General features: G+C 71.9%; 22 protein-coding genes and 7 tRNA genes. 11 read left to right on the top strand and 18 right to left on the bottom strand.

Features of this window, described 5'->3' with window-relative positions:
* Positions 1–56 precede the first annotated feature (56 nt).
* From HZS56_RS23140 to pgsA, 5 genes are all read right to left on the bottom strand, one after another.
* A complete protein-coding gene (locus tag HZS56_RS23140; RefSeq protein WP_216722692.1) occupies positions 57–599 on the bottom strand; it encodes a LemA family protein in 543 nt (180 codons plus the stop codon).
* Between the two features lie 139 nt (positions 600–738).
* Positions 739–1,278, bottom strand: coding sequence for a GNAT family N-acetyltransferase (locus tag HZS56_RS23135; RefSeq protein WP_216722691.1), 540 nt, complete (start codon positions 1,276–1,278; stop codon positions 739–741).
* Positions 1,279–1,463: 185 nt separating this feature from the next.
* Positions 1,464–2,627: a glycosyltransferase family 4 protein gene (locus HZS56_RS23130; RefSeq protein ID WP_216722690.1), complete on the bottom strand. Its 1,164-nt coding sequence runs from the start codon at positions 2,625–2,627 to the stop codon at positions 1,464–1,466.
* On the bottom strand, positions 2,624–3,571 hold the full coding sequence (locus tag HZS56_RS23125; RefSeq protein WP_216722689.1) for a phosphatidylinositol mannoside acyltransferase: 948 nt from the start codon (positions 3,569–3,571) through the stop codon (positions 2,624–2,626). The genes HZS56_RS23130 and HZS56_RS23125 overlap by 4 nt, the downstream gene beginning before the upstream one ends.
* Positions 3,568–4,290, bottom strand: coding sequence for a phosphatidylinositol phosphate synthase (gene pgsA, locus HZS56_RS23120; RefSeq protein ID WP_216722696.1), 723 nt, complete (start codon positions 4,288–4,290; stop codon positions 3,568–3,570). Before pgsA ends, HZS56_RS23125 begins: the two co-directional genes overlap by 4 nt.
* Before the next feature lie 205 nt (positions 4,291–4,495).
* Here pgsA and HZS56_RS23115 point away from each other — a divergent pair, with 205 nt between their 5' ends.
* A complete protein-coding gene (locus tag HZS56_RS23115) occupies positions 4,496–6,694 on the top strand; it encodes an elongation factor G-like protein EF-G2 (protein ID WP_216722688.1) in 2,199 nt (732 codons plus the stop codon).
* A gap of 221 nt (positions 6,695–6,915) precedes the next feature.
* Complete coding sequence (locus HZS56_RS23110; RefSeq protein WP_216722687.1) at positions 6,916–8,571, top strand: AbeC-like domain-containing protein; 1,656 nt, start codon at positions 6,916–6,918, stop codon at positions 8,569–8,571.
* Positions 8,572–8,697: 126 nt separating this feature from the next.
* On the opposite strand, the gene HZS56_RS23105 is transcribed toward HZS56_RS23110, so the two are convergent.
* On the bottom strand, positions 8,698–9,252 hold the full coding sequence (locus HZS56_RS23105) for an HIT family protein (RefSeq protein WP_216722686.1): 555 nt from the start codon (positions 9,250–9,252) through the stop codon (positions 8,698–8,700).
* A 148-nt stretch (positions 9,253–9,400) separates the two neighbouring features.
* Positions 9,401–11,380 carry a threonine--tRNA ligase gene (gene thrS, locus HZS56_RS23100; protein ID WP_216722685.1) on the bottom strand — a complete coding sequence of 660 codons (1,980 nt, stop codon included), beginning with the start codon at positions 11,378–11,380 and terminating at the stop codon, positions 9,401–9,403.
* A 385-nt stretch (positions 11,381–11,765) separates the two neighbouring features.
* Between thrS and HZS56_RS23095 the strand changes: the two genes are divergently transcribed.
* Entirely contained in the window at positions 11,766–12,491 is a 726-nt protein-coding gene (locus HZS56_RS23095; RefSeq protein WP_216722684.1) for a 3'-5' exonuclease, read from the top strand.
* A gap of 57 nt (positions 12,492–12,548) precedes the next feature.
* Here HZS56_RS23095 and HZS56_RS23090 read toward each other — a convergent pair.
* The 4 genes from HZS56_RS23090 to HZS56_RS23075 all read right to left on the bottom strand — a co-directional run bounded on the left by HZS56_RS23090 (position 12,549) and on the right by HZS56_RS23075 (position 14,356).
* A tRNA-Val gene (locus tag HZS56_RS23090) sits at positions 12,549–12,620 on the bottom strand.
* Between the two features lie 39 nt (positions 12,621–12,659).
* The gene (locus HZS56_RS23085) at positions 12,660–13,118 is read right to left on the bottom strand and encodes an SRPBCC family protein (protein WP_216722683.1); all 459 of its coding nucleotides are present in this window, start codon (positions 13,116–13,118) and stop codon (positions 12,660–12,662) included.
* 634 nt (positions 13,119–13,752) lie between these two features.
* A tRNA-Val gene (locus tag HZS56_RS23080) sits at positions 13,753–13,824 on the bottom strand.
* Positions 13,825–13,903: 79 nt separating this feature from the next.
* Positions 13,904–14,356, bottom strand: coding sequence for a TIGR02611 family protein (locus HZS56_RS23075; RefSeq protein ID WP_216722682.1), 453 nt, complete (start codon positions 14,354–14,356; stop codon positions 13,904–13,906).
* A 191-nt stretch (positions 14,357–14,547) separates the two neighbouring features.
* Here HZS56_RS23075 and HZS56_RS23070 point away from each other — a divergent pair, with 191 nt between their 5' ends.
* On the top strand, positions 14,548–14,961 hold the full coding sequence (locus tag HZS56_RS23070) for an SsgA family sporulation/cell division regulator (RefSeq protein WP_004002642.1): 414 nt from the start codon (positions 14,548–14,550) through the stop codon (positions 14,959–14,961).
* 532 nt (positions 14,962–15,493) lie between these two features.
* Positions 15,494–16,054, top strand: a complete 561-nt coding sequence (locus tag HZS56_RS23065; protein ID WP_216722681.1) for a CGNR zinc finger domain-containing protein — start codon at positions 15,494–15,496, stop codon at positions 16,052–16,054.
* A gap of 103 nt (positions 16,055–16,157) precedes the next feature.
* Here HZS56_RS23065 and HZS56_RS23060 read toward each other — a convergent pair whose 3' ends face one another.
* Together HZS56_RS23060 and HZS56_RS23055 are read right to left on the bottom strand one after the other, a co-directional pair.
* Positions 16,158–16,337 carry a hypothetical protein gene (locus HZS56_RS23060; RefSeq protein WP_037765165.1) on the bottom strand — a complete coding sequence of 60 codons (180 nt, stop codon included), beginning with the start codon at positions 16,335–16,337 and terminating at the stop codon, positions 16,158–16,160.
* 161 nt (positions 16,338–16,498) lie between these two features.
* Positions 16,499–16,963 carry a hypothetical protein gene (locus HZS56_RS23055; RefSeq protein ID WP_216722680.1) on the bottom strand — a complete coding sequence of 155 codons (465 nt, stop codon included), beginning with the start codon at positions 16,961–16,963 and terminating at the stop codon, positions 16,499–16,501.
* Positions 16,964–17,156: 193 nt separating this feature from the next.
* Between HZS56_RS23055 and HZS56_RS23050 the strand changes: the two genes are divergently transcribed.
* Positions 17,157–17,702 carry a DsbA family protein gene (locus HZS56_RS23050; protein ID WP_216722679.1) on the top strand — a complete coding sequence of 182 codons (546 nt, stop codon included), beginning with the start codon at positions 17,157–17,159 and terminating at the stop codon, positions 17,700–17,702.
* Positions 17,703–17,779: 77 nt separating this feature from the next.
* On the opposite strand, the gene HZS56_RS23045 is transcribed toward HZS56_RS23050, so the two are convergent.
* The 3 genes from HZS56_RS23045 to HZS56_RS23035 all read right to left on the bottom strand — a co-directional run bounded on the left by HZS56_RS23045 (position 17,780) and on the right by HZS56_RS23035 (position 20,712).
* Entirely contained in the window at positions 17,780–18,604 is an 825-nt protein-coding gene (locus tag HZS56_RS23045) for a GNAT family N-acetyltransferase (RefSeq protein WP_216722678.1), read from the bottom strand.
* A gap of 237 nt (positions 18,605–18,841) precedes the next feature.
* Complete coding sequence (locus HZS56_RS23040) at positions 18,842–19,663, bottom strand: aminotransferase class IV (protein WP_216722677.1); 822 nt, start codon at positions 19,661–19,663, stop codon at positions 18,842–18,844.
* A complete protein-coding gene (locus HZS56_RS23035; protein WP_216722676.1) occupies positions 19,660–20,712 on the bottom strand; it encodes a chorismate-binding protein in 1,053 nt (350 codons plus the stop codon). The genes HZS56_RS23040 and HZS56_RS23035 overlap by 4 nt, the downstream gene beginning before the upstream one ends.
* Before the next feature lie 177 nt (positions 20,713–20,889).
* Here HZS56_RS23035 and HZS56_RS23030 point away from each other — a divergent pair.
* The 5 genes from HZS56_RS23030 to HZS56_RS23010 all read left to right on the top strand — a co-directional run bounded on the left by HZS56_RS23030 (position 20,890) and on the right by HZS56_RS23010 (position 21,363).
* Positions 20,890–20,962: transfer RNA gene (locus HZS56_RS23030), tRNA-Gly, on the top strand.
* Positions 20,963–21,000: 38 nt separating this feature from the next.
* A tRNA-Cys gene (locus HZS56_RS23025) sits at positions 21,001–21,074 on the top strand.
* Between the two features lies 1 nt (position 21,075).
* A tRNA-Val gene (locus tag HZS56_RS23020) sits at positions 21,076–21,147 on the top strand.
* A 52-nt stretch (positions 21,148–21,199) separates the two neighbouring features.
* A tRNA-Val gene (locus HZS56_RS23015) sits at positions 21,200–21,271 on the top strand.
* A gap of 20 nt (positions 21,272–21,291) precedes the next feature.
* A tRNA-Val gene (locus tag HZS56_RS23010) sits at positions 21,292–21,363 on the top strand.
* Between the two features lie 104 nt (positions 21,364–21,467).
* Here HZS56_RS23010 and HZS56_RS23005 read toward each other — a convergent pair.
* Positions 21,468–21,755 (bottom strand): TFIIB-type zinc ribbon-containing protein, encoded by a 288-nt coding sequence (locus tag HZS56_RS23005; protein WP_216722675.1) that lies wholly within the window; start codon positions 21,753–21,755, stop codon positions 21,468–21,470.
* Positions 21,756–21,856: 101 nt separating this feature from the next.
* Entirely contained in the window at positions 21,857–22,789 is a 933-nt protein-coding gene (locus HZS56_RS23000; RefSeq protein WP_216722674.1) for a phosphotransferase family protein, read from the bottom strand.
* Between the last annotated feature and the right edge of the window lie 212 nt (positions 22,790–23,001).

Raw genomic sequence — 23,001 nt, 5'->3', positions numbered from 1 at the left:
CAGGCCACAGCAAGGGCCAATGCGAAGGCGGTGGATCGTTTTCCGCGCGGGATGCGCTAAGCGGCACGCTCGACCAGGGCGGCCGGCGACTCGTCGTCCATCTCGAAGGCCAGCGGGAAGGGCGCGTGCCCGGCCAGGCGGAACCAGCGGACCTTGCGGTGCTCGCGCAGCCTGCGGGCGGCTCCCACGGCGTCGTTGTGGAAGCGCCGGGCCATCGGCACCCTCCGTACCGCCTCGGCCAGTTCGTCGGCGGCCGCCTCACCCCCGGGCGCCTCGCGCAGGGCGTCCACCTGCTGCGCGTCGGCGAACACGGCGCGCAGGGCCTGGCTCAGCTCGCTCTCGGCGACCTCCCGCAGCTCCTCCTCGGCCTGCCGTGCGGCGTGCGCGGCCTCGTACAGCACGATGGAGGCGGCGGGGTCGAGCACGCCGGAGGTGGCCAGTTCCTGGGCCACGGACGCCCGGCGCAGCAACTGCGCGTCGAGGGCGGCACGGGCGGCATCGATCCGCGCGTGCAGCCGGTCAAGACGGCCGGCCGTCCAGCTGAGGTACAGGCCCACGGCCACGAGGACGGCCAGGATCCAGATGAGGGTTGCGGTCACGGGCCGAAACCCTATTCCAGAGTTCCTCCGCGATCAGCGCCGCTGCCCGGCATCGCTCGCCCAGCCGCTTCCTCGGGCACCTCCGGCACTGCTGAAGTGACGACGACGCTCCGGCGGTCCCGTGCCGTCGAGCGCCCGTTCAGCCGGAGGCCGCGACCGGGACCCGCAGTCCGAGCCACTGCTCGGCGTCCCAGGCACGGAACCGCTCCACCTCGGTGAATCCCAGCCTCGCCGCGAGGCGCATCGAACCGACATTGGCCACCTGGGTGGCGAGCACCACCGGCTCACCGGGAAGGACACCGTCGAACCAGTCGAGTGCCGCCGCGCACGCCTCGGCGGCGTACCCGAAGCCCCACGCCCGCGGCAGGAACAGGTAGCCGAGGTCGGCCTTCCCGACGGCGGCGGGGCGGTGCCGCTCCGAAGCCCTCCTGAGCAGGATCTGGCCGATCATCGTCCCGTCGAGCTCGACGACGAAACTCCCCGGCCACCGCTCGGGCACCTCGGGCAACTCGCGCTCGAGCCCGTCCCGCGGCCGGGGCCCTCCGAGATGGGTGTGCACCTCTGCCGACGCCAGCAGCTCGATGAACACCGCGCGGTCCCGGGCCTCCGGCTCACGGAGCACGAGCCGCTCGGTCCTGATCGGGGCAGGCGGCCAGGCGACGGCTCCCAGATCGGTCATACCGGGAGCCAATCAGGAGGCAGGGAGGCAATCAAGGCCTCCCGGAGCACCGCCGGTTCACCGGTCCCCCGGGCACGGACGCCGGAGACCCGCATGGCTGCTCGGCCCTCCGAGACGTCCGTCGACGCGCGTGCCGGGCCCGGACTGTCCCCGTGCGGGGCGGTGCGATGCGACGGATCGACGGATCAGTCCCTGGCGAGGCCGAAGCGGGCCCGCAGGCGGGTCGCCCGGTCGTCCGTGGCCACTGCCGCCGCTCCGGCCGTGACCGTCTCGTAGACGGAGAGGATGTCCGCACCGACCGTGGACCAGTCGAAACGCCGTACGTGGGCGCTGCCCCGCTCCCGCAGCACCGCCCGGCGCTCCGGGTCGGCCAGCAGGCGTACGGCCGCCGCGGCGAGGGCGTCCGCGTCCTCGTTGGGGAAGAGTTCCCCGGCCGCCCCCTGGTCGAGGACCTGGGCGAAGGCGTCGAGGTCGGAGGCGAGGACGGGGGCCCCCGCCGACATGGCCTCGACGAGGATGATGCCGAAGCTCTCGCCGCCGGTGTTGGGCGCCACGTACAGGTCGACGCTGCGCAGGAGGCGGGCCTTGTCCTCGTCGCTGATCATGCCGAGGAACTCCACGCGGGAGCGCAGCTCCTTCGGCAGACTCTCGACGGCCTCCTCCTCGTCGCCCCGGCCGGCGACCAGCAGCCGGGTCTGCGGGCGGGCGGCGAGGACGGTGGGCAGGGCCCGCATCAGCACCGGGAGGCCCTTGCGTGGTTCGTCGATGCGCCCTATGAAGCCGATCGTGTCCCCCTGCCACTCGGGCCTCGGCGCGGCGTCGGCGAAGAAGCCGACGTCGACTCCGTTGGGGATGACGACGGCGTCCCCGCCCAGGTGCTCGACGAGGGTGCGGCGGGCGTACTCGCTCACCGCGATCCGGGCGCTGATCTTCTCCAGGGCCGCCTGGAGGATCGAGTACGCGGCGATCATCGCGCGGGAGCGCGGGTTGGAGGTGTGGAAGGTGGCCACGATCGGGCCCTGCGCCGCCCAGCAGGTGAGCAGGCCGAGCGAGGGCGAGGTCGGCTCGTGGATGTGGATGACGTCGAAGGCGCCCTCGTGCAGCCAGCGCCGGACCCGGGCCGCCGACAGGAACCCGAAGTTCAGCCGGGCCACCGAGCCGTTGTACGGCACCGGCACCGCGCGGCCCGCGGAGACGACGTACGGGGGCAGCGGTGTGTCGTCGTCGGCCGGGGCGAGCACGGACACCTCGTGGCCGAGGCGGACGAAGTACTCGGCGAGGTCGCGGATGTGGAACTGGACGCCGCCCGGCACGTCCCACGAGTACGGGCAGACGATGCCGATCCTCACGACGCGCCGCCCTGTCCGGCGGCCGTTCCCGGCGTCGTCCCGGGCGCCTTGGCGGGGTCGAGGTCCTTGAGCCACAAGCGCTGCAGCATGTGCCAGTCCTCCGGGTGCTCGGCGATCCCCGTGGCGAAGGCGTCAGCCAGCGCCTGCGTCATGACAGACGTCTTTTCGGCCCGGGTGCCTGACTCGGGCACCGCGACCGCCGGGTGCACCCGTCCCTGCATGACGGGCGAGTCGTCGTACCAGAGGGTCACCGGCAGCAGCAGCGCGCCGGTCTGCTGGGCGAGCAGGGCGGGGCCGGCCGGCATCCGGGCCGTCTCGCCGAAGAAGCCGACCTCCACGCCCGAGGCGGACAGGTCGCGGTCGGCGACCAGGCAGACCAGGCCGCCGTCGCGCAGCCGCCGGGCCAGCGTGCCGAAGGCGCTTCCGCCGCTGTGCGGCAGGACCTCCATGCCGAGTCCCTCGCGGTAGGCGACAAAACGGTCGTAGAGGGTCTCCGGCCTGAGGCGCTCGGCGACCGTGGTGAACGGGATGCCGAGCCTGGTGGTGACCCAGGCTCCCGCCAGGTCCCAGTTGGCCAGGTGCGGCAGGGCGAGGACCACGCCCCTGCCCGCGTCCATGCCGTCCGTGAGGTGGTGCAGGTCCTTCGGGGCGAAGCCGCCCTTGATCCGCTCCGTGCTCCACGCGGGGAGCCGGAAGGACTCCATCCAGTAGCGCAGGTACGAACGCATGCCCGCGCGCGAGAGGGCGGCCAGCCGCTCGGGACCCGCGCCGGGCACCACGCGCGCGTAGTTGCTCTCCAGCCGGCGCACCCCCGCGCCGCGCCGCTTCCAGGCGAGGTCCGCGACGGTACGGCCGAGGCGCACGGCGGCGGGCTCGGGGAGCTTCTTCACGGTGCCCCAGCCGGCGCCGTACAGACCGTCGGTCAGCCGGTCCCGTGCGCTCACTTGGCCGCCTCGGTGCCCTGGTTCTCCTGGGCGGCGTCGGCCTCGGCGGCCTCGCGGCGGACCGTGACCACACGCTGGACCAGCGTGACGAGGCTGCCGACGGCGACGGCCCACAGGGCGACCGGCAGCAGGTACTGGATGCCGGGCACGCCGAACTTGTGCAGCCCGGCGAATCCGGCGGCGACCAGCGAGACGACGAGGCGTTCGGCACGCTCGACCAGCCCGTTGACCGCGACCGGCAGCCCGATCGCCTCGCCGCGCGCCTTGGTGTACGACACCACCTGGCCGCTGGCCAGGCAGAAGATCGAGACCGCGCACAGGATGTTGTCGTCGCCCGACCCCGCGTACCAGAGGGCGAGGCCGCCGAAGATCGCTCCGTCGGCGACCCGGTCCAGGGTCGAGTCCAGGAAGGCGCCCCAGCGGCTGGAGCGGCCCAGCTGGCGGGCCATGTTCCCGTCGACCAGGTCGGAGAAGACGAAGAGCGTGATCACCACCGTGCCCCAGAAGAACTCACCCATGGGGTAGAAGACCAGCGCACCCGCGACCACACCGGCGGTGCCGAGGAGGGTGACCGTGTCCGGGCTGACGCCCCGGCGGATGAGAAACGCGGCGAACGGTGTGAGGACACGCGTGAAGAATGCACGCGCGTACTTGTTCAGCATGGCCTTCCCGACGGTCGGTGTGGCGCCGCGGCCCCTGCTGGCCACCGGCTGGCCCATCGTAGTCACGCGCGCGCGTGGGCGAGGGACGGGCACCCTCGGCCACGGACGGGCGGCGGCCGGGCGGCGGGATCGGGCCTCTCGTATGGACGTGGCGTGACGGGAGTGGAAAGCTCGAAGGACCGCGGGCGTCGCCGGAGCCGCCAGTGCACGCGGTCCCGCGTCCGCGCCCCCGACGACCTCACCGTGCACGGGAGGCAAGGACATGGGCGACAAGGCACACACCCATACCGGAGCCGCCGGAAGGGCAACGGCGGCCGACCACCCCGCGTCCGTACGGAACGTGGTGCTGGTCGGCCACTCCGGTTCGGGCAAGACGACTCTGGTGGAGGCTCTCGCGCAGACCGCGGGAGCGGTGAACCGGGCCGGCCGCGTGGAGGACGGCGGCTGCGTCTCGGACTACGACGACATGGAGCACCGGCAGCAGCGCTCCGTACAGCTCTCCCTGGTGCCGGTCGAATGGGACGGCATCAAGATCAACCTCTTGGACACTCCCGGGTACGCCGACTTCGTCGGTGAGCTGAGGGCCGGTCTGCGCGCGGCGGACGCGGCCCTCTTCGTCGTCTCGGCCGCCGACGGGGTGGACGGCTCGACCCGCATGGTCTGGGAGGAGTGCGCCGCCGTCGGCATGCCCCGGGCCATCGTGATCACGCACCTGGAGGCGGCCCGCGCGGACTTCGAGGAGATGACGCGGATCTGCGCGGAGGCCTTCGGCGGGGACGACCCCGACGCCGTGCTGCCGCTGTACCTGCCGCTGCACGGCGCGCCCGCCCCCGACGGCCACGCGCCCGTGACGGGGCTCGTGGGGCTGTTGTCGCGGAAGCTGTTCGACTACGGCGCGGGCGAGCGGGTGGCCGCCGAACCCGGCGAGGCGGAGCTGCCGCAGCTCGACGAGGCCCGCTCCCTGCTGATCGAGGGGATCATCTCGGAGAGCGAGGACGAGACCCTCATGGAGCGCTACCTGGGCGGCGAACCGGTCGACGTCAAGACGCTGATCGAGGACCTCGAGCGGGCCGTCGCGCGCGGGGTGTTCTTTCCCGTGCTGGCCGCCGCCCCCGCCGCCGAGGGCGCCCGGCAGGGCCTGGGCACCGTCGAGCTCCTGGAGCTGATCACGCGCGGCTTCCCCACCCCCCTGGAGCGCGCGGCGCCCAGGGTCACCACGCCCGGGGGCACCGCGCGGGAGCTGCGGATGTGCGACCCCGGGGAGTCGCTCGTCGCGGAGGTCGTCAAGACGTCCTCCGACCCGTACGTCGGCCGGATCTCCATGGTGCGTGTCTTCTCCGGCACCCTGCGCGCCGACCAGACGGTGCACGTCTCCGGCCACGGGCTGGCCGACCGCGGCCATGAAGACCATGACGTCGACGAGCGGATCGGCGCCCTGTCGACGCCGTTCGGCAAGCAGCAGCGGCCGGTCAGCCACGTGATCGCGGGCGACCTCGCCTGCGTGGCCAAGCTGAGCCGCGCGGAGACCGGGGACACGCTCTCGGCCAAGGACGACCCGCTGCTGATGGCCCCCTGGGAGATGCCCGACCCGCTGCTGCCGCTCGCCATCGAGGCCCACAGCAAACCCGACGAGGACAAGCTCTCCCAGGGGCTGGCCCGGCTCGTCGCCGAGGACCCGACGATGCGCCTGGAGCACAACCGGGACACCCACCAGGTGGTCCTGTGGTGCCTGGGCGAGGCGCACGCGGACGTGGCGCTGGAGAGGCTGCGCAGCCGCTACGGCGTCCAGGTCGACGTCGTACCCCACCGGGTCTCCCTGCGCGAGACGTTCGGCGGCCGGGCGGCCGGGCGCGGGCGGCACGTGAAGCAGTCCGGCGGGCACGGCCAGTACGCCGTCTGCGAGATCGAGGTGGAACCGCTGCCCGGCGGCTCGGGCATCGAGTTCGTGGACAAGGTCGTCGGCGGCGCGGTGCCCCGCCAGTTCATCCCGTCCGTCGAGAAGGGCGTGCGCGCCCAGGCCGCCAAGGGCGTCGCCGCGGGCCACCCGCTGATCGACGTACGGGTCACCCTGCTCGACGGCAAGGCGCACTCCGTGGACTCCTCCGACGCCGCCTTCCAGACGGCGGGCGCGCTGGCGCTCAGGGAGGCGGCGGCGGACGCCCGGATCCATCTGCTGGAGCCGGTCGCCGAGGTGAGCGTGCTGGTCGGCGACGACTACGTGGGCGCGGTGATGAGCGACCTGTCCGGACGGCGCGGCAAGGTGCTGGGCACCGAGCAGACCAGTGGCGGCCGGACCCTGATCAGGGCCGAGGTGCCCGAGATCGAGATCGGCCGCTACGCCGTGGACCTGCGCTCCCTCTCGCACGGCACCGCCCGCTTCGACCGCCGCTACGCCCGGCACGAACCGATGCCGACGCAGATCGCGGACCGGCTGCGCGAGGAACTGCGCGCGGCGTCGTAGCGGCCCCGCACCGGAAGTGGCGCCTCCCCGTGCGCCGCCGTGGCCGCCACCCGGCGCACGACGGCGCACCCGGCGGACGGCCCCGCGCACGGCGGCGCCTTTCGGTGTCCCGTGACGCATGCCGCCGCCGGCCGATACGCTGATGACCAGATCAACAGGTGTGCGGGGCAGGGAAGTCGGGAAGGCCGCAGGAGCGACAGTGGTGGCGATCGGGGGCGGGAATGACCGTTGACGGCGGTTACGCGGACTTCTTCGGACCGCAGGTGCCGCGGACGGACGACGGCGGCCAGACGGCCACCTTCGCGCTGGCCTCGGCCGCCTACCGGGACAGCGAGGCCGACGAGATACTCAAGGCCAACAGCGAATGGCACAAGTCGGCCGTGAGCAAACCCAAGATCAAGCTGTTCCGGCCCAATCTGGGCGAGGCGTTCTCCCGGGCCATCATCGACCGGATGCTGGGTTCCGGCCGGGCCCCGCTGATCCAGTCCTTCGGCGCGCAGCCGCAGGTGGTCGTGGAGCACAGCCTCGCGGCGCACCGCATCCGCAGGGACCGGGACAACTGGCTCAGTGCCGTCATGGTGATCTGCGGGCTGCTGTTCCTGCCGGGCCTGCTGATCTGGCTGCTGGTCTTCCAGATCCGCACCACCATGGCCAGGCGCGAGGACAAGCGGGCCGGCGCGCTCGCCACCGCGCTCCTGCTCGGGATCGGTGTCCTCGCCGTCCTCTTCCTGCTCAGGATGCCCTTCAGCGGCTTCTGGGCCTGGTACGCGCGTGCCTGCGTCGTCGCTCCGGTGATCGGCTGGTTCTGGGCCAAGCGGATCTGCGAGCGTACGGCCCACGACCTGAGGGAGCGCTGGAGCGGCCTCCTGTCCGGCTCCGGCGTCGGTGCCAAGGTGCCCGAGGCGGTGCCGAGCAACCCCGGGGAGAAGGCCGCCGAGGAACTGCGGCAGTCACTGGCCCGGCTCGGCGCCGAGCAGCAGTCCAACTCCGTCTTCTACGCCGGTCCCAAGGGGATACTCGGCATGGGCACCCGCTGGGGCAGCTGGCAGCTCGCGGAGGAGCTGATCCCCGTCGACCCGGACCGGGAGATCAACCCCTTCCGCAGCTGGGACGTCATCAAGGCCGTCCACGACCGGCTGCGCATGCTGGAGCGCGGCCCTCTGCACACCGGCGGCTTCCCCAAGCCCACCGTGAAGCACTGGGTCGTCACCCCGATCGGTGAGAACGCCGGCTCGGTCTCCCGGCCCGACGGCACCGACGTCGAGGAGTACCAGGTCAAGCAGCACGCCATACAGGAGATCTGCGACAAGCAGCAGTTCGGCGCGGGCGACCGGCACTATCTCGGTGTGCAGTGGACGCTGTGGGACGGCCAGTTGGTCATCTCCATGCTGATCACGGTGACGGTGCTGCACGAGACGCTGCGCATCGAGGTCACCGGGCATGCGCTGGGCCCGGTGCACAGCCTGTTCACCAGCAAGCCCGCCGCCAAGGAGAAGCAGGTCCAGAAGTCGGTCAAGTTCTGGGAGACCCGCACGGTGAAGCTCCCGCTGGTCGACGCCGACGAGGTGGTGCGCCTGACCGCGCGGGCCCCGCTGACCTGGTATCCCCCGCTGCTCTACTGGCTGGGCGGCAAGCTCTCGCTGCCCGAGCCCTTCGGCCTGCGGCACGCCTGGGCGGACCGGCCGTGGCGGCACCGCTTCATGGCCGACGACGCGCTGCGTGCTGCCACGCCGGTCCTCCGGGCGGTGCACTCCGCCGCGATCAAGGTGCTGAAGGAGAACGGCGTGGACACGGAGAAGTTCGGTGCCCGCGCGGGTGGCCTGAGCGGAGCCGTCCAGGAGGCGGCGCCGAAGAAGGCGGACGTCTACGACGCGTAAGCCTCCGGCGGTGGGGCGGGGATGCCGGGGTGACCGGTCTCCCCGGGGGCTGCGCCCCCGGGCCCCCGCTTCGGCCTGGACGGCCTTGTCCTCAAACGCCGGACGGGCTGTTTCGCCCGGCCGGCGTCAGGACGCCGGCGTCGGCCAGGCGTCGGCCAGCATCTTGCGGGTGTCGCCGAGGAGCTGGGGCAGGACCCTGGTGTGGCCGATCACGGGGAGGAAATTGGTGTCGCCTCCCCAGCGGGGCACCACGTGCTGGTGCAGGTGGGCGGCGATCCCCGCGCCTGCCACGGAGCCCTGGTTCATGCCGATGTTGAAGCCGTGGGCGCCGGAGGCGGTGCGCAACGCCGTCATCGCCTGCTTGGTCAGCTCGGCCAGCTCCGCGGTCTCCACGGCATCCAGCTCGGTGTAGTCGGCGACGTGGCGGTACGGGACCGTCATCAGGTGGCCGCCGTTGTAGGGGTACAGATTGAGCACCGCGTACACGTGCTCCCCGCGCCGGACGACGAGCCCGTCCTCGTCGGACTTGGCCGGGATCGAGCAGAAGGGGCAGCCGTCGTCGGCGCCCGGGCCGCTCGGCTTGTTCTCGCCCTGGATGTACGCCATCCGGTGGGGCGTCCACAGACGCTGGAACGCGTCCGGCGTCCCCACTCCCAGCTGCTGCTCCGGCTCACTCGTCATGCGTGCAGCATATGGCGTCGCGTCCGACCCGTGGAAAGGCCCCCGGATCTTAACCGGGGGCCGATCCCCGCGTGTGCGGGGAACAATCGCGGCGACGCCACGAGGATGAGCGCTACGACGGACCATCCCCGCACCGGCGGGGACCGCTTCACACCTGGACGCGGCGCTCCACCACATCAACGATCTTGGCCAGCGCCTGGTCACGGGGGATGCCATTTTCCTGAGACCCATCGCGGTACCGGAACGACACCGTGCCCCCGTGCATGTCCTCATCACCGACGATGATCATGAACGGGACCTTCTGCTTCTGCTGGGTGCGGATCTTCTTCTGCATCCGGTCCGAGGAGGAGTCCACGTCGACACGCAGCCCCTTGCGCCGCGCCTCCGCCGCGAACTCCTCCAGGTACTGCACGTGCGCGTCCCCCACCGGGATGCCTACCGCCTGGACCGGGGCGAGCCACGCCGGGAAGGCTCCCGCGTAGTGCTCAAGCAGCACACCGAAGAATCGCTCGATGGAGCCGAACAATGCCCGGTGGATCATGACGGGCTGCTGGCGGGAGCCGTCGGCGGCGGTGTACTCGAGACCGAACCGCTTGGGCTGGTTGAAGTCGACCTGGACCGTCGACATCTGCCAGGACCGGCCGATGGCGTCGCGTGCCTGAACGGAAATCTTCGGGCCGTAGTACGCAGCGCCGCCCGGGTCCGGAACCAGCGGCAGGTTCTGCTTCTCGGCGGCTTGGCGCAGCGCCTCCGTGGCCTCGACCCAGTCCTCGTCGGAGCCGATGAACTTGTCGGAGTCGTCGCGGGTGGACAGCTCCAGCTCGAACTCGTTCAGGCCGTAGTCCCGCAGCAGATCGAGGACGAAGGTCAGGAGCGTGTCCAGCTCCTGGGGCATCTGCTCCTTGGTGCAGTAGATGTGAGAGTCGTCCTGAGTGAAGCCGCGCGAGCGAGTCAGACCGTGCACGACGCCGGACTTCTCGTAGCGGTAGACGGTCCCGAACTCGAACAACCTGAGCGGCAGCTCGCGGTAGGAACGGCCACGCGACTTGAAGACCAGGTTGTGCATCGGGCAGTTCATCGCCTTGAGGCGATAGTTCTGCTCGTCGAACTGGATGGGCGGGAACATGCCCTCCGCGTAGTGCGGCAGGTGCCCGGAGATCTCGAAGAGGTGCTCCTTCGAGATGTGCGGGGTGTTCACGAACTCGTAGCCGGAGACCTCGTGCCGACGGCGCGAGTAGTCCTCCATGACCTTGCGGATGACACCCCCCTTGGGGTGAAACACCGCGAGACCGGGGCCCAGCTCGTCGGGGAAGGAGAACAGGTCCAGTTCCGAACCGAGCTTGCGGTGGTCCCGCTTCTCCGCCTCGGCCAGGAAGTCCAAGTGGGCCTTCAGCTCGTCCTTGGACGGCCAGGCGGTGCCGTAGATCCGCTGGAGCTGCGGGTTCTTCTCGCTGCCGCGCCAGTAGGCAGCGGCCGAGCGCATCAGTTTGAAGGCCGGAATGTTGCGCGTGGTCGGCAGGTGAGGACCACGGCACAAGTCCTTCCAACACAGCTCGCCCGTCTTGGCGTCGAGGTTGTCGTAGATGGTCAGCTCACCGCTGCCCACCTCCGCGTCGGCGCCGTCGGCAGCCTGTGCGGCGTTGCCCTTGAGGCCGATCAGCTCGAGCTTGTACGGCTCGTCGGCGAGCTCCTCTCGAGCGGCGTCGTCACTGGTCACGCGGCGCGAGAAGCGCTGTCCGCGCTTCTGGATCTCCTGCATCCGCTTCTCGACACGCTTGAGGTCCTCGGGAGTGAAGGGCTCCTTGACATCGAAGTCGTAGTAGAAGCCGTCCCGGATGGGCGGGCCGATGCCCAGCTTCGCCTCGGGAAACAGCTCCTGCACGGCCTGCGCCATCACGTGCGCGGTGGAGTGGCGCAGGATGTTCAGACCGTCCTCGGAGGAGATCTCGACGCCTTCGACGGTCTCGCCGTCCCGGACCTCGTACGCGAGGTCCTTCAGCTCGCCGGCCACGCGGGCGGCGATGACCGAGCGCTCGCCGGCGAAGAGCTCGGCGGCCGTAGTGCCCGTCGTCACCACGCGTTCTTCCCGCTCGGAATCGCGTTGGATGATCACACGGACGTCTGACACCGGTCTCTCCTGACTGAAGGTGGGGCTGCGGCGCCATACCGGAGCGCACGCATGAGCCGATCGTACCGACCCGACCCCTCCCACCGCGAAACCAGTTTCCGGGGCCCCTCCCTGCCGGTTGCCTCCCGTTCCCTTCCGTCCGTCCTCGTCAGCCCTCCGTGGGGGGTGTGGTCCGTACCGGCACGTCGATGCGTCGTCCGGCCGTGGGGATTCGTCCCGTCCCGGCCAGAGGTCCGCGAACCGCAATCAGGGGGTCTGCGAACCGCAAAGAACGGCATCGCAGTCGGGTCATTCCGGCGTACGTCGCAAACAGCCCGGGTATCACCGGACCGGGGCAGTGGGCGGCGCGTCAGCTGCCGTGTGCGGACGAGGAGTTGAGTGCCCTATGACGAGCTGGTTCGAGGGGCCGCTGGCCGCCTTCGACACGGAGACCACGGGTGGGGACGTCGAGACCGACCGGATCGTGTCGGCGGCCCTCGTCGTCCAGGACGCGTCGGGGCTGCGGCCTCGTACGACGCGGTGGCTGGTGAATCCGGGGGTGCCGGTGCCGCCGGCGGCGACCGCGGTGCACGGGCTGACCGAGGAGCACGTACAGCGCCACGGGCGCTGGCCCGCGCCGGTGATGTACGAGTTGGCCGAGGCACTGGCCGAGCAGGCGCGCGCCGGGCGCCCGCTCGTGGTGATGAACGCGCCCTTCGATCTCACCCTGCTGGACCGCGAGTTGCGCCGGCACCGCGCCTCGTCGTTCGGCCGCTGGCTGGAGCGGACGTCGTTGCACGTGCTGGACCCGTATGTGCTCGACACGCGACTGGACCGCTACCGCAAGGGCCGCCGCGCCCTCACCGACCTGTGCACGCACTACGGGGTGGAGCCGGCGGACGCGCACGGCGCCGCGGCCGACGCACAGGCCGCGCTGGAGGTCGTACGGGCGCTCGGGCGCCGGTTCTCGGCGCGGTTGGAGCGACTCTCCCCCGCCGAACTGCACACGCTCCAGGCGGTGTGGCATGCGGGGCAGGCGCGGGGCCCGCAGGCCTGGTTCGCACTGAACGGCCCGGAGGAAACGGTGGACCCGGCCTGGCCGTTGCGGCCGGACCTGCCGGCGGTGGCCTGAGCACATGGAGGACATGAAGAGGCCGGTCCGTCTTGCGGCGGACCGGCCTTTCCCGAGTGGGCGATACTGGGTTCGAACCAGTGACCTCTTCGGTGTGAACGAAGCGCTCTCCCACTGAGCTAATCGCCCGGGAACGCACTGAACCATACAGGGCGCCGCGCGTTTCCATCAAACCGCTCGGGGACCGCCCGTGAGGTGCTCGGCCAGGCCCCGCCGCCCCGCCCGCATCATCAGCCGGTGGTTGGCCCTGAAGAGGGGCCGGCCCGGTACGGCGAGGCGGCGCAGCAGCGGCTTGTGCACCTCGACCTCCTGGTCGTAGCGGGCCAGTGTGCCGGAGCCTCGCGGGACCACGGTCCAGCGGGCCCAGCCCTCCATGTCACCGCTCATCTCGACCTCCAGCACCCCGGCCACGGGGTCCCGGCGGCCCTCCCGGAGCGTCGCGGTCAGGCCGTACGGGAGGAGGGACCGGAACCGGAGGAGTCCGCTGGTGTCGTCGAGCCGGGTGACCTCGCGCACCTGCGGCCACCAACGGGGGTAGTCCTCGATCCGTTCCAGTGCCCGGTAGACGTCCGGGGCGGGTGCGGGCAGCTGCCACAGGCTGCGGAAGCGGTAATGGTTCCAGTCCACCTCCGCAGTGTGCCCGGGCCGGCGCCCGGCACATGTCGGCCGGCGTCATCTGTCCCCCGGGAGTGGGAGGTTCGCGGCCGCGGCCGCCGTCTGCTCCCCGTATCCCGTCGGTGTATCCCGTCGGTGTATCCCGTCGGTTCGAACCCGAGGCCCTCGTCGACGGGCCGGCCGTCGTGGTCCGCTCCGACCACGGGGAGTTCGCCGCCTGTCTCGCCCGACTTCTCCAGGCGAGATCGGTCAGCACTTTCTTCGCGTCGAATGTGTCGTATGTACGGAGGAATCCAATCGCATTCCGGAAGACGTCCGTCGGGCGAAGACGTCCGTCGCACGTACGGCTGAAAGTCGGCCTTGATTGCGACCTTCGGGCACTTCTCCCCGAGAGCGCGATGCTCTTGATTGACGCGCTCGGCCCGGTCCCCGGCATCACACCGGGAGTAACGGATCGTCACCGTGCGGTTCTCCGAGCCGTTGCCGCCGCTGCGGGCGGTGGTCGTGGCACCGGGTCCCGCGGTGGGTGAATCGTTTCGAGCAAGCGCTTGCCGGCACAAGGCACCGGCCGGCACGGCATCCCGGACGCACCCGCACACCACAGCGGCCCGGCTCACGATCGTGAGCCGGGCCGCCGATGATCCGGTGGGCGATACTGGGTTCGAACCAGTGACCTCTTCGGTGTGAACGAAGCGCTCTCCCACTGAGCTAATCGCCCGGGCGCAGGAAGAACATTACCCCATGTCAGGGGCGCCCGTGACCAACGGGGAGCCGCGACGCCGCGCCTCCGCCGGCACTCACTGGTCCTTGATCTTCCAGGGCATCTCGAGGCCGAACTTCCACAGGTAGATCCCGGCCAGCACGGCGATGATCACCACACCGATCGAGGTCAGGATGATGTTCCGGCGCCGCACCTTGGGGTCGAGGGCCCGCTGCGCGGCCTCGGTGACCTTGCGCTTGGTCCAGCGCAGGACCAGCTGGGCCCAGACGAACTCGGTCGCCCAGATCGCCATGCCGCCGAAGATCACGACCCAGCCCGGTCCGGGCAGTGGCAGCATGATGATGCCGGTCACCACGACCGCGAGCCCGACGATGAAGACGCCGACCTGCCAGCTCAGGTGCAGCGCGCGGCGCGCCTTGACGAATTCCGGCGCACGCGAGCCGAGCGCGCGCTCCGCCTCGGCCTCGTCCGTCCCCGAACGGTCGTCCGCCACGGCTGCCTCGCCGGGCTTGTTACTCCCCGTGTTCATACGGCCAAACACTACCGGAGCGAATCCTGTCACCGGAATGGGCGCAGGACCCGAACGAGCACTCGGCCGGAAGAGTTACGTAAACGCACGCAAAACACTCAGAGGGGTTTACAACGGCACCGTAGGTGGCATGTCGATTTCGCCGACGTGCGAATCCCCGAGCGCACACTGAGCGAAAGGCCCTGGCGCTTATGAACACCACGGTCAGCTGCGAGCTGCACCTGCGCCTCGTTGTGTCGAGCGAGTCCTCCCTGCCTGTCCCCGCAGGCCTGCGGTACGACACGGCCGACCCCTACGCCGTGCACGCCACCTTCCACACCGGAGCCGAGGAAACCGTCGAGTGGGTGTTCGCCCGCGACCTCCTCGCCGAAGGTCTCCACCGTCCCACCGGGACCGGCGACGTCCGGGTCTGGCCGTCCCGCAGTCACGGCCAGGGCGTCGTCTGCATCGCTCTCAGCTCCCCGGAGGGCGAGGCACTGCTCGAGGCCCCGGCGCGGGCTCTGGAGTCCTTCCTGAAGCGCACAGACGCCGCCGTGCCTCCCGGCACGGAACACCGGCACTTCGATCTCGATCAGGAGCTCTCGCACATCCTGGCGGAAAGCTAGGGCGGGGCCCCGCAGAAGCCGCCCGTCGCCGTCGACTCGGGGTGACGGCACGGGCCAGGACAACCGCATACGGCACACACCGGCGTCGTCGCCGCGGTCTCCCGCGGGGCGGCGCCGGTGCGTGTACGCGGGACGACCGCGACGGCAGCTGTACGAGTCGCGGGGCGGGGCCGTATGGCCGCTCGGGGCGGCGGGAGAGGCACGGGCGCTCGGAGCGACGGGCGGGCACGGGCGCTCGGCTGAGGCAGGGCGAGGGCCGGGGGCAGAGCAAGGGCAGGGCGGGGGCGGTCGGCAGCGGGGCTTGTCCAGTGGCAGGCAAGGGGGCAGGAGCAGGCCCCAGGGGCGGTTGCGCTTGGTGTGCGACGGCCGGACCGGGCGGCCCGGTTCGCCGGGAACCAACGCGGGCCGGCTGCCGTTGTAGGGGCAACCGGCGGCCGGACCGCTGTCGCGGCCGGTTCTGCCCGCCGCGGATGGCACTACCATCGGCCAGCATCGACGGGCGCCCGCCCGACGCATGGCCAGGGAGCGAAGTGTGCTGATCACCCACGACACCCGGTGTGCCCTCGACACCGTGGTGGATCTGGTGAACACCGTGCCGGAGGACGAGTCGGCGGCGGACGGGCTGCCGGACGTCGCGGCTCTCCAGGAGTTCGTGGCGACCCACGAGGTCAGCGACATCGGCATGCTCTCGGAGCTCGACCTCTCGGCGGTGCGCAAGATCCGCGGCCGGTTCGCGGCGGTCTTCGCCACCCCCGACGCACGGGCGGCCGCAGGACTGATCAACGATCTGGTGGCGGCCGCGGGCACCACCCCGCGGCTGACCGACCACGACGGCTACGACTGGCACATCCACTACTTCGCGCCCGGCGCCTCCGTCGCCGACCACCTGGCCGCCGACTGCGGGATGGCCCTGGCCTTCTTCGTCGTCGCCGGGGAGCAGGAACGGCTGAGACGCTGCGAGGCCCCCGACTGCCGGCGTGCCTTCGTCGATCTCTCCCGCAACCGCTCGCGGCGGTACTGCGACAGCCGTACGTGCGGAAACCGCTTGCACGTGGCGGCGTACCGCGCCCGGCGCAAGGAGGCGGCGGGCTGATCCGTGCCCGTGGACGGCCGCGGGCCCCTGGGACGGCGCGGGTGGGATGCCTCGACGGGCGACGCGGCCCCCGGCGGGTGGCGCCGGGGAGCGCGGGTACGGCTCACAGCAACAGCAGATCGTGCAACGAAGCCATGAGCAGCAGGCACCCGATCACCGCAAGGAAGATCATGAGCGGTGGCTGGGATAGGGCGAAGAGGCAGCCGCGCGGTTCACTCTGTGTCCGCCCGGTTTCGCTCTGTCTCGTGTCCAGCTGGGGATCCAGCTGAGTGGTGTCCGGCATCTCGCGGCGATCATGACGCAGCGAGCAGGGCCTACGCGATCAGCACGCCCGTAACGACCGGGAGTTCGTTGAATGTCGCAAAGTCCGTTCGGATCGTGATCACTACGGAGCGCACACTGTCGGCCTCGGACCACTGTGTCGTTTCAGTCAGGTGCGCCGGGTCATATCCCGTGCTTCTTGAGGATGGCCTCGATGTCGCTGAAGTCGTCCTCACCGCGGGGCGCGTTTGCCGGCCGGGACGCGGGCTTCGCGGCTGGACGGCTGCCGGAGCCGAGCGAGGGCGCCGAGGCCCCCGGCGCGGAGGCCGGCGGCGCCACGGCCTCCCGCCGCGCCGCCGCGCGGGCTTCCTTGCGCTCCTTGCGGGTGCCGCCCCGGCGCCGCTCCACGGTGCGCGTGATCATGAAGAGGACCCAGGCCAGGCCCAGCACTCCGAAGCCCGCCCAGGCCACCGGACTGAAGGCCGTGTCGGCCAGCCACTCGACGACGCCGGTCATCACCAGGCCGATCGGGACCAGGGAGTAGGCGGCGACGCGCACCGCGGTGAGGAAGCGCCTGCGGTACGCGGTGACCGCCGCGATGCCCAGGCCGGCCGCGGACACCGCGGAGCAAACGGTCTCGGCAATCATCCGGTCCTCCATGGCTGGCTCGGGTCGGGCGTGAGTACTTCGTCCCTTCCATCCTGCACCGTCCGGACGCTGCGGGGCCATGCCATGGGCACGAGATCAGGGAGATCTCGGGGTCCGCTCCTCCGCAGGTGCCGGTGGGCGCAGTACCCCACCGCGGTCGGGACGCGGCCGCCCGGGCTGGGAGAATGAAGGCATGAGCGACTCCTCCCCCGCCCGTCCCACGCCCGTCCTCGACGTCTGGTGCGAGCTCCAGTGCCCGGACTGCCACGCCGCCCTGGACGATCTGCGCGCCCTGCGCGCCCGCTACGGCGACCGTCTGGAGGTGCGTCTGCGGCACTTCCCGCTGGAGAAGCACAAGCACGCCTTCGCCGCCGCTCAGGCCGCCGAGGAGGCGTTCGCGCAGGGCCGGGGCTGGCCGTATGTCGAGGCCGTGCTGGAGCGGGTCGCCGAGCTGGACCGCAGGGGAGATCCCCTCCTGGTCGAGGTGGCCCGGGAACTCGGGGTGGACGCCGAGGAGGTCGACACGGCCCTCGTCGACGGCCGGCACATCCTGATCGTCGACGCCGACCACGCCGAGGGCAAGGCGATCGGCGTGACCGGCACCCCGACGTACGTCATCGGCGGCGAACGCCTCGACGGCGGCAAGAGCCAGGAGGGCCTGCGCGAGCGCGTCGAGGAGATCGCGGACCGGCTCCTGGCCGGACAGGCCGGGCTGGAGGAGCAGGAGGGTCAGGCCTGACCCCGGGCCCGAACCGACGTTTCCCGGACGGCTCCGTACCCCGGCCGGCCGTCACGGCGGTGACAGCCGGTCAGCCGTCACAGCAGTGACTTGCAGTAGCTGAACCGGGTGGTGGTGTAGCCGAGCGACTCGTAGAGCCGCTCGGCCGGGGTGTTGCCGGCGAAGACGTTGAGGCCGATCAGTGGCCGACCCGCCGTGATCGCACGGGTCTCGGCCAGCAGCATCAGTGAGCGGCCGTGGCCCCGGCCCCGGTGGGCGGCGTCTGCCTCGACGGCGAAGACGAAGGCCCGGTCCTCGTGCAGCGCCAGCCACAGCACACCGACCCGCGTCCCGTCGTGTTCCAGCACGTCGAAGCACGTGTTCTCGGTGTCCCGGCCGTCCGGCAGGAGCGTCTCGTGATCGCGGCCCGCCTTCGCGTGGGCGTCGGCCTCCGGCACCCCGCGCCCGATCCAGCTGCGGGCGTACTGCTCCTTCTCGCGGGCCTGCCAGGCACCGAACTCGTCGTGCGTCATGGGCCGTCCCCGGCTGCCGGCGGGCAGGGCGGGCGGGCTGTCGGCCAGCGGTTTGGTCATCGTCCGGTTGCGCAGGGCGTAGCCGAGGGCCTGTGCGAGCAGCTGTCCCGCCTCGCCGTCGGCGGGGACGCTCGCCTCGATCTGCCGGCAGCCCCAGCCGCGGGCGACCTCCTCGGCGGCCAGGGCGGCCACCGTGCCCCGGCCCCGCCCGCGGTCCGGCTCGTCGATGCGCAGCTCGCGGATCACGGCGACCGAGTCGCCGAGGGCGGACGAGGTGCCGAGGTGGACCGCGCCGACGGGGCGGCTGTTCACGCACACCTGGTAGCGGCGCGAGCGCGTTCCGTCGGCGGCGCGCTGGAGCGGCTCGGTCGGCCGCAGGGTCGTGGTCATCACGGCCTTTCTACCCACCGTGCGCCCCGGGGGCAGCCGAATTTCCGGGACATGTCCCGCCGCGGACGCCGGACACGCCCGGTACCGATACCCGGACCGGTGCCGGCACCCGTTCCGATGTGCGGTACCGATGCCGGTCCCCGTACCGATGTGCCGGACCGATGCCGGCCCCCGTACCGATACCGGACGCATGCCGGTCCCCGTGCCGAGTCGCCCGGGGCGGGCCGGTCACGGGCCTTACGGGTCCAGGTCGTCCGCGGAGCGCTCCTCGAAGATCCGCATGGCCTTCGCGGTCACCGGTCCGGGCGCGCCCGCCGGTGCGCGGTCGTCGACGCGGTGCACGGCCTGTACGTCCCGCAGGGTCGAGGTGAGGAAGACCTCGTCGGCGCGGTCGAGGACGTCCATCGGGAGGTCGGTCTCGCGGGCGCCGGTCCACTCGACGGCCAGGGCGCGGGTGATGCCGGCGAGGCATCCGGAGGCGACGGGCGGGGTGTGGATCTCGCCGTCGAGGACGACGAAGACGTTGGACCCGGTGCCCTCGCACAGCCGCCCCACCGTGTTGCCGAACAGGGCCTCGGACGCGCCCCGTTCGCGGGCGCGGGCGAGGGCGACGACGTTCTCGGCGTAGGACGTGGTCTTCAGGCCGGTGAGCGCGCCGCGTTCGTTGCGGGTCCAGGGCACCGTGATCACGGCGGTCGAGTCGGGGCGGCGGGAGGTCTCGCCGAGGGCGACGACGAGGGTCGGGCCGTGCTCGCCTCGGTCGGAGCCGAGGGGGCCGTGGCCGCCGGTGTAGGTGATGCGCAGCCGGCCCAGGGGCACCGGGTCGGCCTCCAGCACGGCGGCGCAGGCGCGGCGGACCTCGTCGAGGTCGGGGGCGGGCAGCCCGAGGCCGCGGGCGGAGCGGGTCAGCCGGTCCAGGTGCCGGGTCAGTGCGAACGGCCTGCCGTCCACCGCCTTCACCGTCTCGAAGATGCCGTCGCCCACGGTCAGCCCGTGGTCGAGGACGGAGACGCGGGCGGACTCGGTGTCCTGCAGTCCGCCGTCGAGCCAGATCTTCACGTCACCAGCGCCTCTCCACTCACGTTCACTTCGTACGCCCCCGACGCTACCGCGAGCAGCCGGGACGCCTTCAGTTCGGTCTCGCGCCACTCACCCTCCGGGTCGGAGCCCCAGGTGATGCCCGCGCCGGTGCCGAAGCGCAGCAGTCCCGCGCCGCGGTCGATCCAGAAGGTGCGGATGCCGACGGCCAGCTCGCCGGTGCCCCGGTCGGCGTCGACCCAGCCGACGCCCCCGCAGTACGGTCCCCGGGGCGCCCTCTCCAGCGCGTCGATGATCCGCAGGGCGCTGGTCTTGGGCGCGCCGGTGACGGAACCGGGCGGGAACGCGGCGCCGAGCAGCTCCGGCCAGCCGGTGCCGGGGGCCAGTTCGCCGCGGACGGTGGAGACCAGGTGGACGAGGCCCGGGTGCTTCTCGACGGCGCACAGGTCGGGAACCGTGACACTGCCCGTCGCGCAGACCCGCCCCATGTCGTTGCGGACCAGGTCCACGATCATGACGTTCTCTGCGTAGTCCTTCTGCAGCAGGTCGGCCTCGGTCCGGCCGGTCCCCTTGATCGGCCCGGACTCGACGGTGCGGCCGTCCCGGCGCAGGAACAGCTCGGGGGACGCGGTGGCGATCTCGACGCCGTGCCCGGGCAGCCGGATCGTTCCGCCGTACGGCGCCGGGTTGCCCCGGGCCAGCAGGGCGGTGAGGGCGTCCACGTCGGCGTCCGGGCCCACGGGCGCCGAGAGCACCCGGCAGAGGTTGGCCTGGTAGACCTCGCCGGTCGCGATGTGCTCGCGTATGCGCTGCACGGCCGCCGTGTACGCGGCGTGGTCGAGGGAGGACGCCCAGTCGTCGACCGCCGGGCCGCGCCACCGTCCCGGCGCGGGCGCCGGGACCGGCTCGGTCCGTACGTCCGCGAAGCGCGCGCAGGTCACGCGGCCCTCGAAGTCGGCGCAGACGGCCCAGAAGCCCTTGGACTCCAGGGCCGCGGGATCGCTCGTGACATCGAGGAGTCCGGTGGCGAGACGGTCGCCGAAGCGGGCGAGAGGCGCGAGGTCGGGCACGTGACCGAGTCTAGGCCGGTGTCCCCGAGGTGACCCGAACGTGTCCTTCCGGCGGTCCTGACCAGGTACGCCGGCAAGCGCACCGCAGCACGCTGCACAAACGCGTTTTTGTACTGGCCCCGGAATCCGCTAGAGTTCATGACGTCGCCGGGACGCGCAAGCGGACCGCATCGACAGGCGGACGTAGCTCAGTTGGTAGAGCGCAACCTTGCCAAGGTTGAGGTCGCGAGTTCGAGCCTCGTCGTCCGCTCGCAGGAACAGGGGGCCTCCCGGGTCCCCTACACTCCTGGTGGAGTGGCCGAGAGGCGAGGCAACGGCCTGCAAAGCCGTCTACACGGGTTCAAATCCCGTCTCCACCTCCAAGGACGATTAGCTCAGCGGGAGAGCGCTTCCCTGACACGGAAGAGGTCACTGGTTCAATCCCAGTATCGTCCACTGGTCCGCGGGGATCATCGATCCTCACGGGTCACCGATCCCCAGGATCTGCGCGCGATTAGCTCAGCGGGAGAGCGCTTCCCTGACACGGAAGAGGTCACTGGTTCAATCCCAGTATCGCGCACGCAGCACTCGCACCATCCCGGACGATTAGCTCAGCGGGAGAGCGCTTCCCTGACACGGAAGAGGTCACTGGTTCAATCCCAGTATCGTCCACACCGCCCGGAGCCCCCGGCCGTCTCGTACGGCAGGGGGCTTCGTCGTGCAGGGAGCCTCGTCGGGTGCGGGCCCGTCCGGGAGGCGGGCCCGCACCTGCCGGATCAGCTGGAGAAGAGCATGCGGCCGAAGCCCTTCTGGCGGTGGTGGCCGTAGTGACCGTGGTGACCGCCGTGCGGGGCTCCCCAGGCCGGGGCCGGTGCGGCAGGGTACGCCTGCGGGGCGGCGGGCGGGGGCGGCGGAGCGGGCTGGGACCACTGGGCCTCCAGGCGGGTCAGCGACTCCAGCTCGCCGTAGTCGAGAAAGATCCCGCGGCAGCCGCTGCACTGCTCGATCTGAACGCCGTTGCGGTTGTAGGTGTGCATCGGTGCGTGACACTTGGGGCACTGCATGCTCGGCTCAACTCCTCGCCGGTCGGGTCTGCTTCGCGTATCGCCAGGACAGACTCTGTCCGGCCGCGGGTCGGTTGCACACTACTTCGCCCAACTCCGGCTCAACAGTGCGGGCCTTGGGGTGCGGCGGAGGCCATGCGCGCGCAGGCGTCGACCAGGGACAGGTCCACCTCGTCCAGCGGCCGGTCCGTCGCGGCCGCCCTCGCTATGGCCCGCGCGGCGGTCTGCGCGGTGAGGGCGCGGGCCGGGACGTCCAGCACCGGCCAGGGGTCGCCGTCGGAGGGGACGGCGGGACCTTCGGAGGCCCGGTAGGCGGTGAGGAAGCGCTGCCACTCGTCGGGCGGGAGCAGGCCGCAGGCGTACCAGGCCGCCGGACGTGCCAGGTCCCAGGCCGGGACGCCGGTGCCGAGGTCGTCGACGTCGATCAGCAGCCAGGGGCCCGCGGGCGCCGGATGGCGGACGAGCTGGCCGAGGTGGAGGTCGCCGTGGCAGAGCCTGGCCGGGCCCGGCATGGGAGCCTCGCCGCGGGCCCAGGCGGGAAGCGCCGACCAGGCCGCCAGGACGGGGGCGGTGGCGGGGTGGTGGGGCGCGGTGTCCAGGAGGCGGCCGACGGCCCTGGCCGCCTTCACGGGACCGCGCATGGCGGGCACGGGCGAGGGTGGCGGCGTGCGGTGCAGGCGGGCGAGGAGCGCGGCGGCGGCTTCCCAGGGCGCGGCGTCCGGATCCTCCGGGTCCACGGGCTCGCCGTAGGGCCAGTAGGTCACGAGCCGTCCGTGCAGCACGAAGGGCGCCTCGGCGAGGGGAGGCAGGAGTACGCCGGTGAGCCGGGCGGCCGCGGTGACGCGGAGGGCCAGTTCGGCGGGGCCGGTGTCCACCGCGTGAGCCTTGGCGACGGTGCCGGCGTGCCGGACGACGGTGGTGTCCGGGCGGTCGGCGAGGGTGGCGGTGCCGCAGGGGCAGGCCGACGGGCCGGCGTGGGCCCTCGCCCTGACGCGGGCTTCCAGGGCGGGGAGGAGGGCGTCGTCCGTGGTCACGGGGGCGAGCGTACGCACCGCCGTCGCACCGCTGCGGCGGTGTCCCCGCCCTCGGCCCGTTCTCGTCCTCCCCTCGCTCTCGCTCTCGCCCTCGGCGGGGCGTACGGCGTGGGGTTCGAGGCAGGCACTGAGGATGGACGCGGGTGGCTGCGGTCCTGCGGGCGGGCGGTACTGGAGGGGCGGGCGGCCACCGCGGCGAGTACGACGACGTC

Origin of the sequence: Streptomyces mayonensis (assembly GCF_018982965.1) — a bacterium.
GTDB lineage: Bacteria > Actinomycetota > Actinomycetes > Streptomycetales > Streptomycetaceae > Streptomyces > Streptomyces mayonensis.
Note: the sequence above shows the minus strand (reverse complement) of the source record. Positions and strands in the feature narration are given on the sequence as shown.

What these genes read in the sequence shown, in the direction of transcription:
- HZS56_RS23135 (WP_216722691.1), bottom strand. Translation starts at nt 1,278, where the DNA reads ATGACCGATCTGGGAGCCGTCGCCTGGCCGCCTGCCCCGATCAGGACC.
- HZS56_RS23070 (WP_004002642.1), top strand. Translation starts at nt 14,548, where the DNA reads ATGAACACCACGGTCAGCTGCGAGCTGCACCTGCGCCTCGTTGTGTCG.
- HZS56_RS23005 (WP_216722675.1), bottom strand. Translation starts at nt 21,755, where the DNA reads ATGCAGTGCCCCAAGTGTCACGCACCGATGCACACCTACAACCGCAAC.
- HZS56_RS23105 (WP_216722686.1), bottom strand. Translation starts at nt 9,252, where the DNA reads ATGACGAGTGAGCCGGAGCAGCAGCTGGGAGTGGGGACGCCGGACGCG.
- HZS56_RS23110 (WP_216722687.1), top strand. Translation starts at nt 6,916, where the DNA reads ATGACCGTTGACGGCGGTTACGCGGACTTCTTCGGACCGCAGGTGCCG.
- HZS56_RS23055 (WP_216722680.1), bottom strand. Translation starts at nt 16,963, where the DNA reads ATGATTGCCGAGACCGTTTGCTCCGCGGTGTCCGCGGCCGGCCTGGGC.
- pgsA (WP_216722696.1), bottom strand. Translation starts at nt 4,290, where the DNA reads ATGGGCCAGCCGGTGGCCAGCAGGGGCCGCGGCGCCACACCGACCGTC.
- HZS56_RS23075 (WP_216722682.1), bottom strand. Translation starts at nt 14,356, where the DNA reads ATGAACACGGGGAGTAACAAGCCCGGCGAGGCAGCCGTGGCGGACGAC.
- HZS56_RS23060 (WP_037765165.1), bottom strand. Translation starts at nt 16,337, where the DNA reads ATGCCGGACACCACTCAGCTGGATCCCCAGCTGGACACGAGACAGAGC.
- HZS56_RS23115 (WP_216722688.1), top strand. Translation starts at nt 4,496, where the DNA reads ATGGGCGACAAGGCACACACCCATACCGGAGCCGCCGGAAGGGCAACG.
- HZS56_RS23050 (WP_216722679.1), top strand. Translation starts at nt 17,157, where the DNA reads ATGAGCGACTCCTCCCCCGCCCGTCCCACGCCCGTCCTCGACGTCTGG.
- HZS56_RS23045 (WP_216722678.1), bottom strand. Translation starts at nt 18,604, where the DNA reads ATGACCACGACCCTGCGGCCGACCGAGCCGCTCCAGCGCGCCGCCGAC.
- HZS56_RS23095 (WP_216722684.1), top strand. Translation starts at nt 11,766, where the DNA reads ATGACGAGCTGGTTCGAGGGGCCGCTGGCCGCCTTCGACACGGAGACC.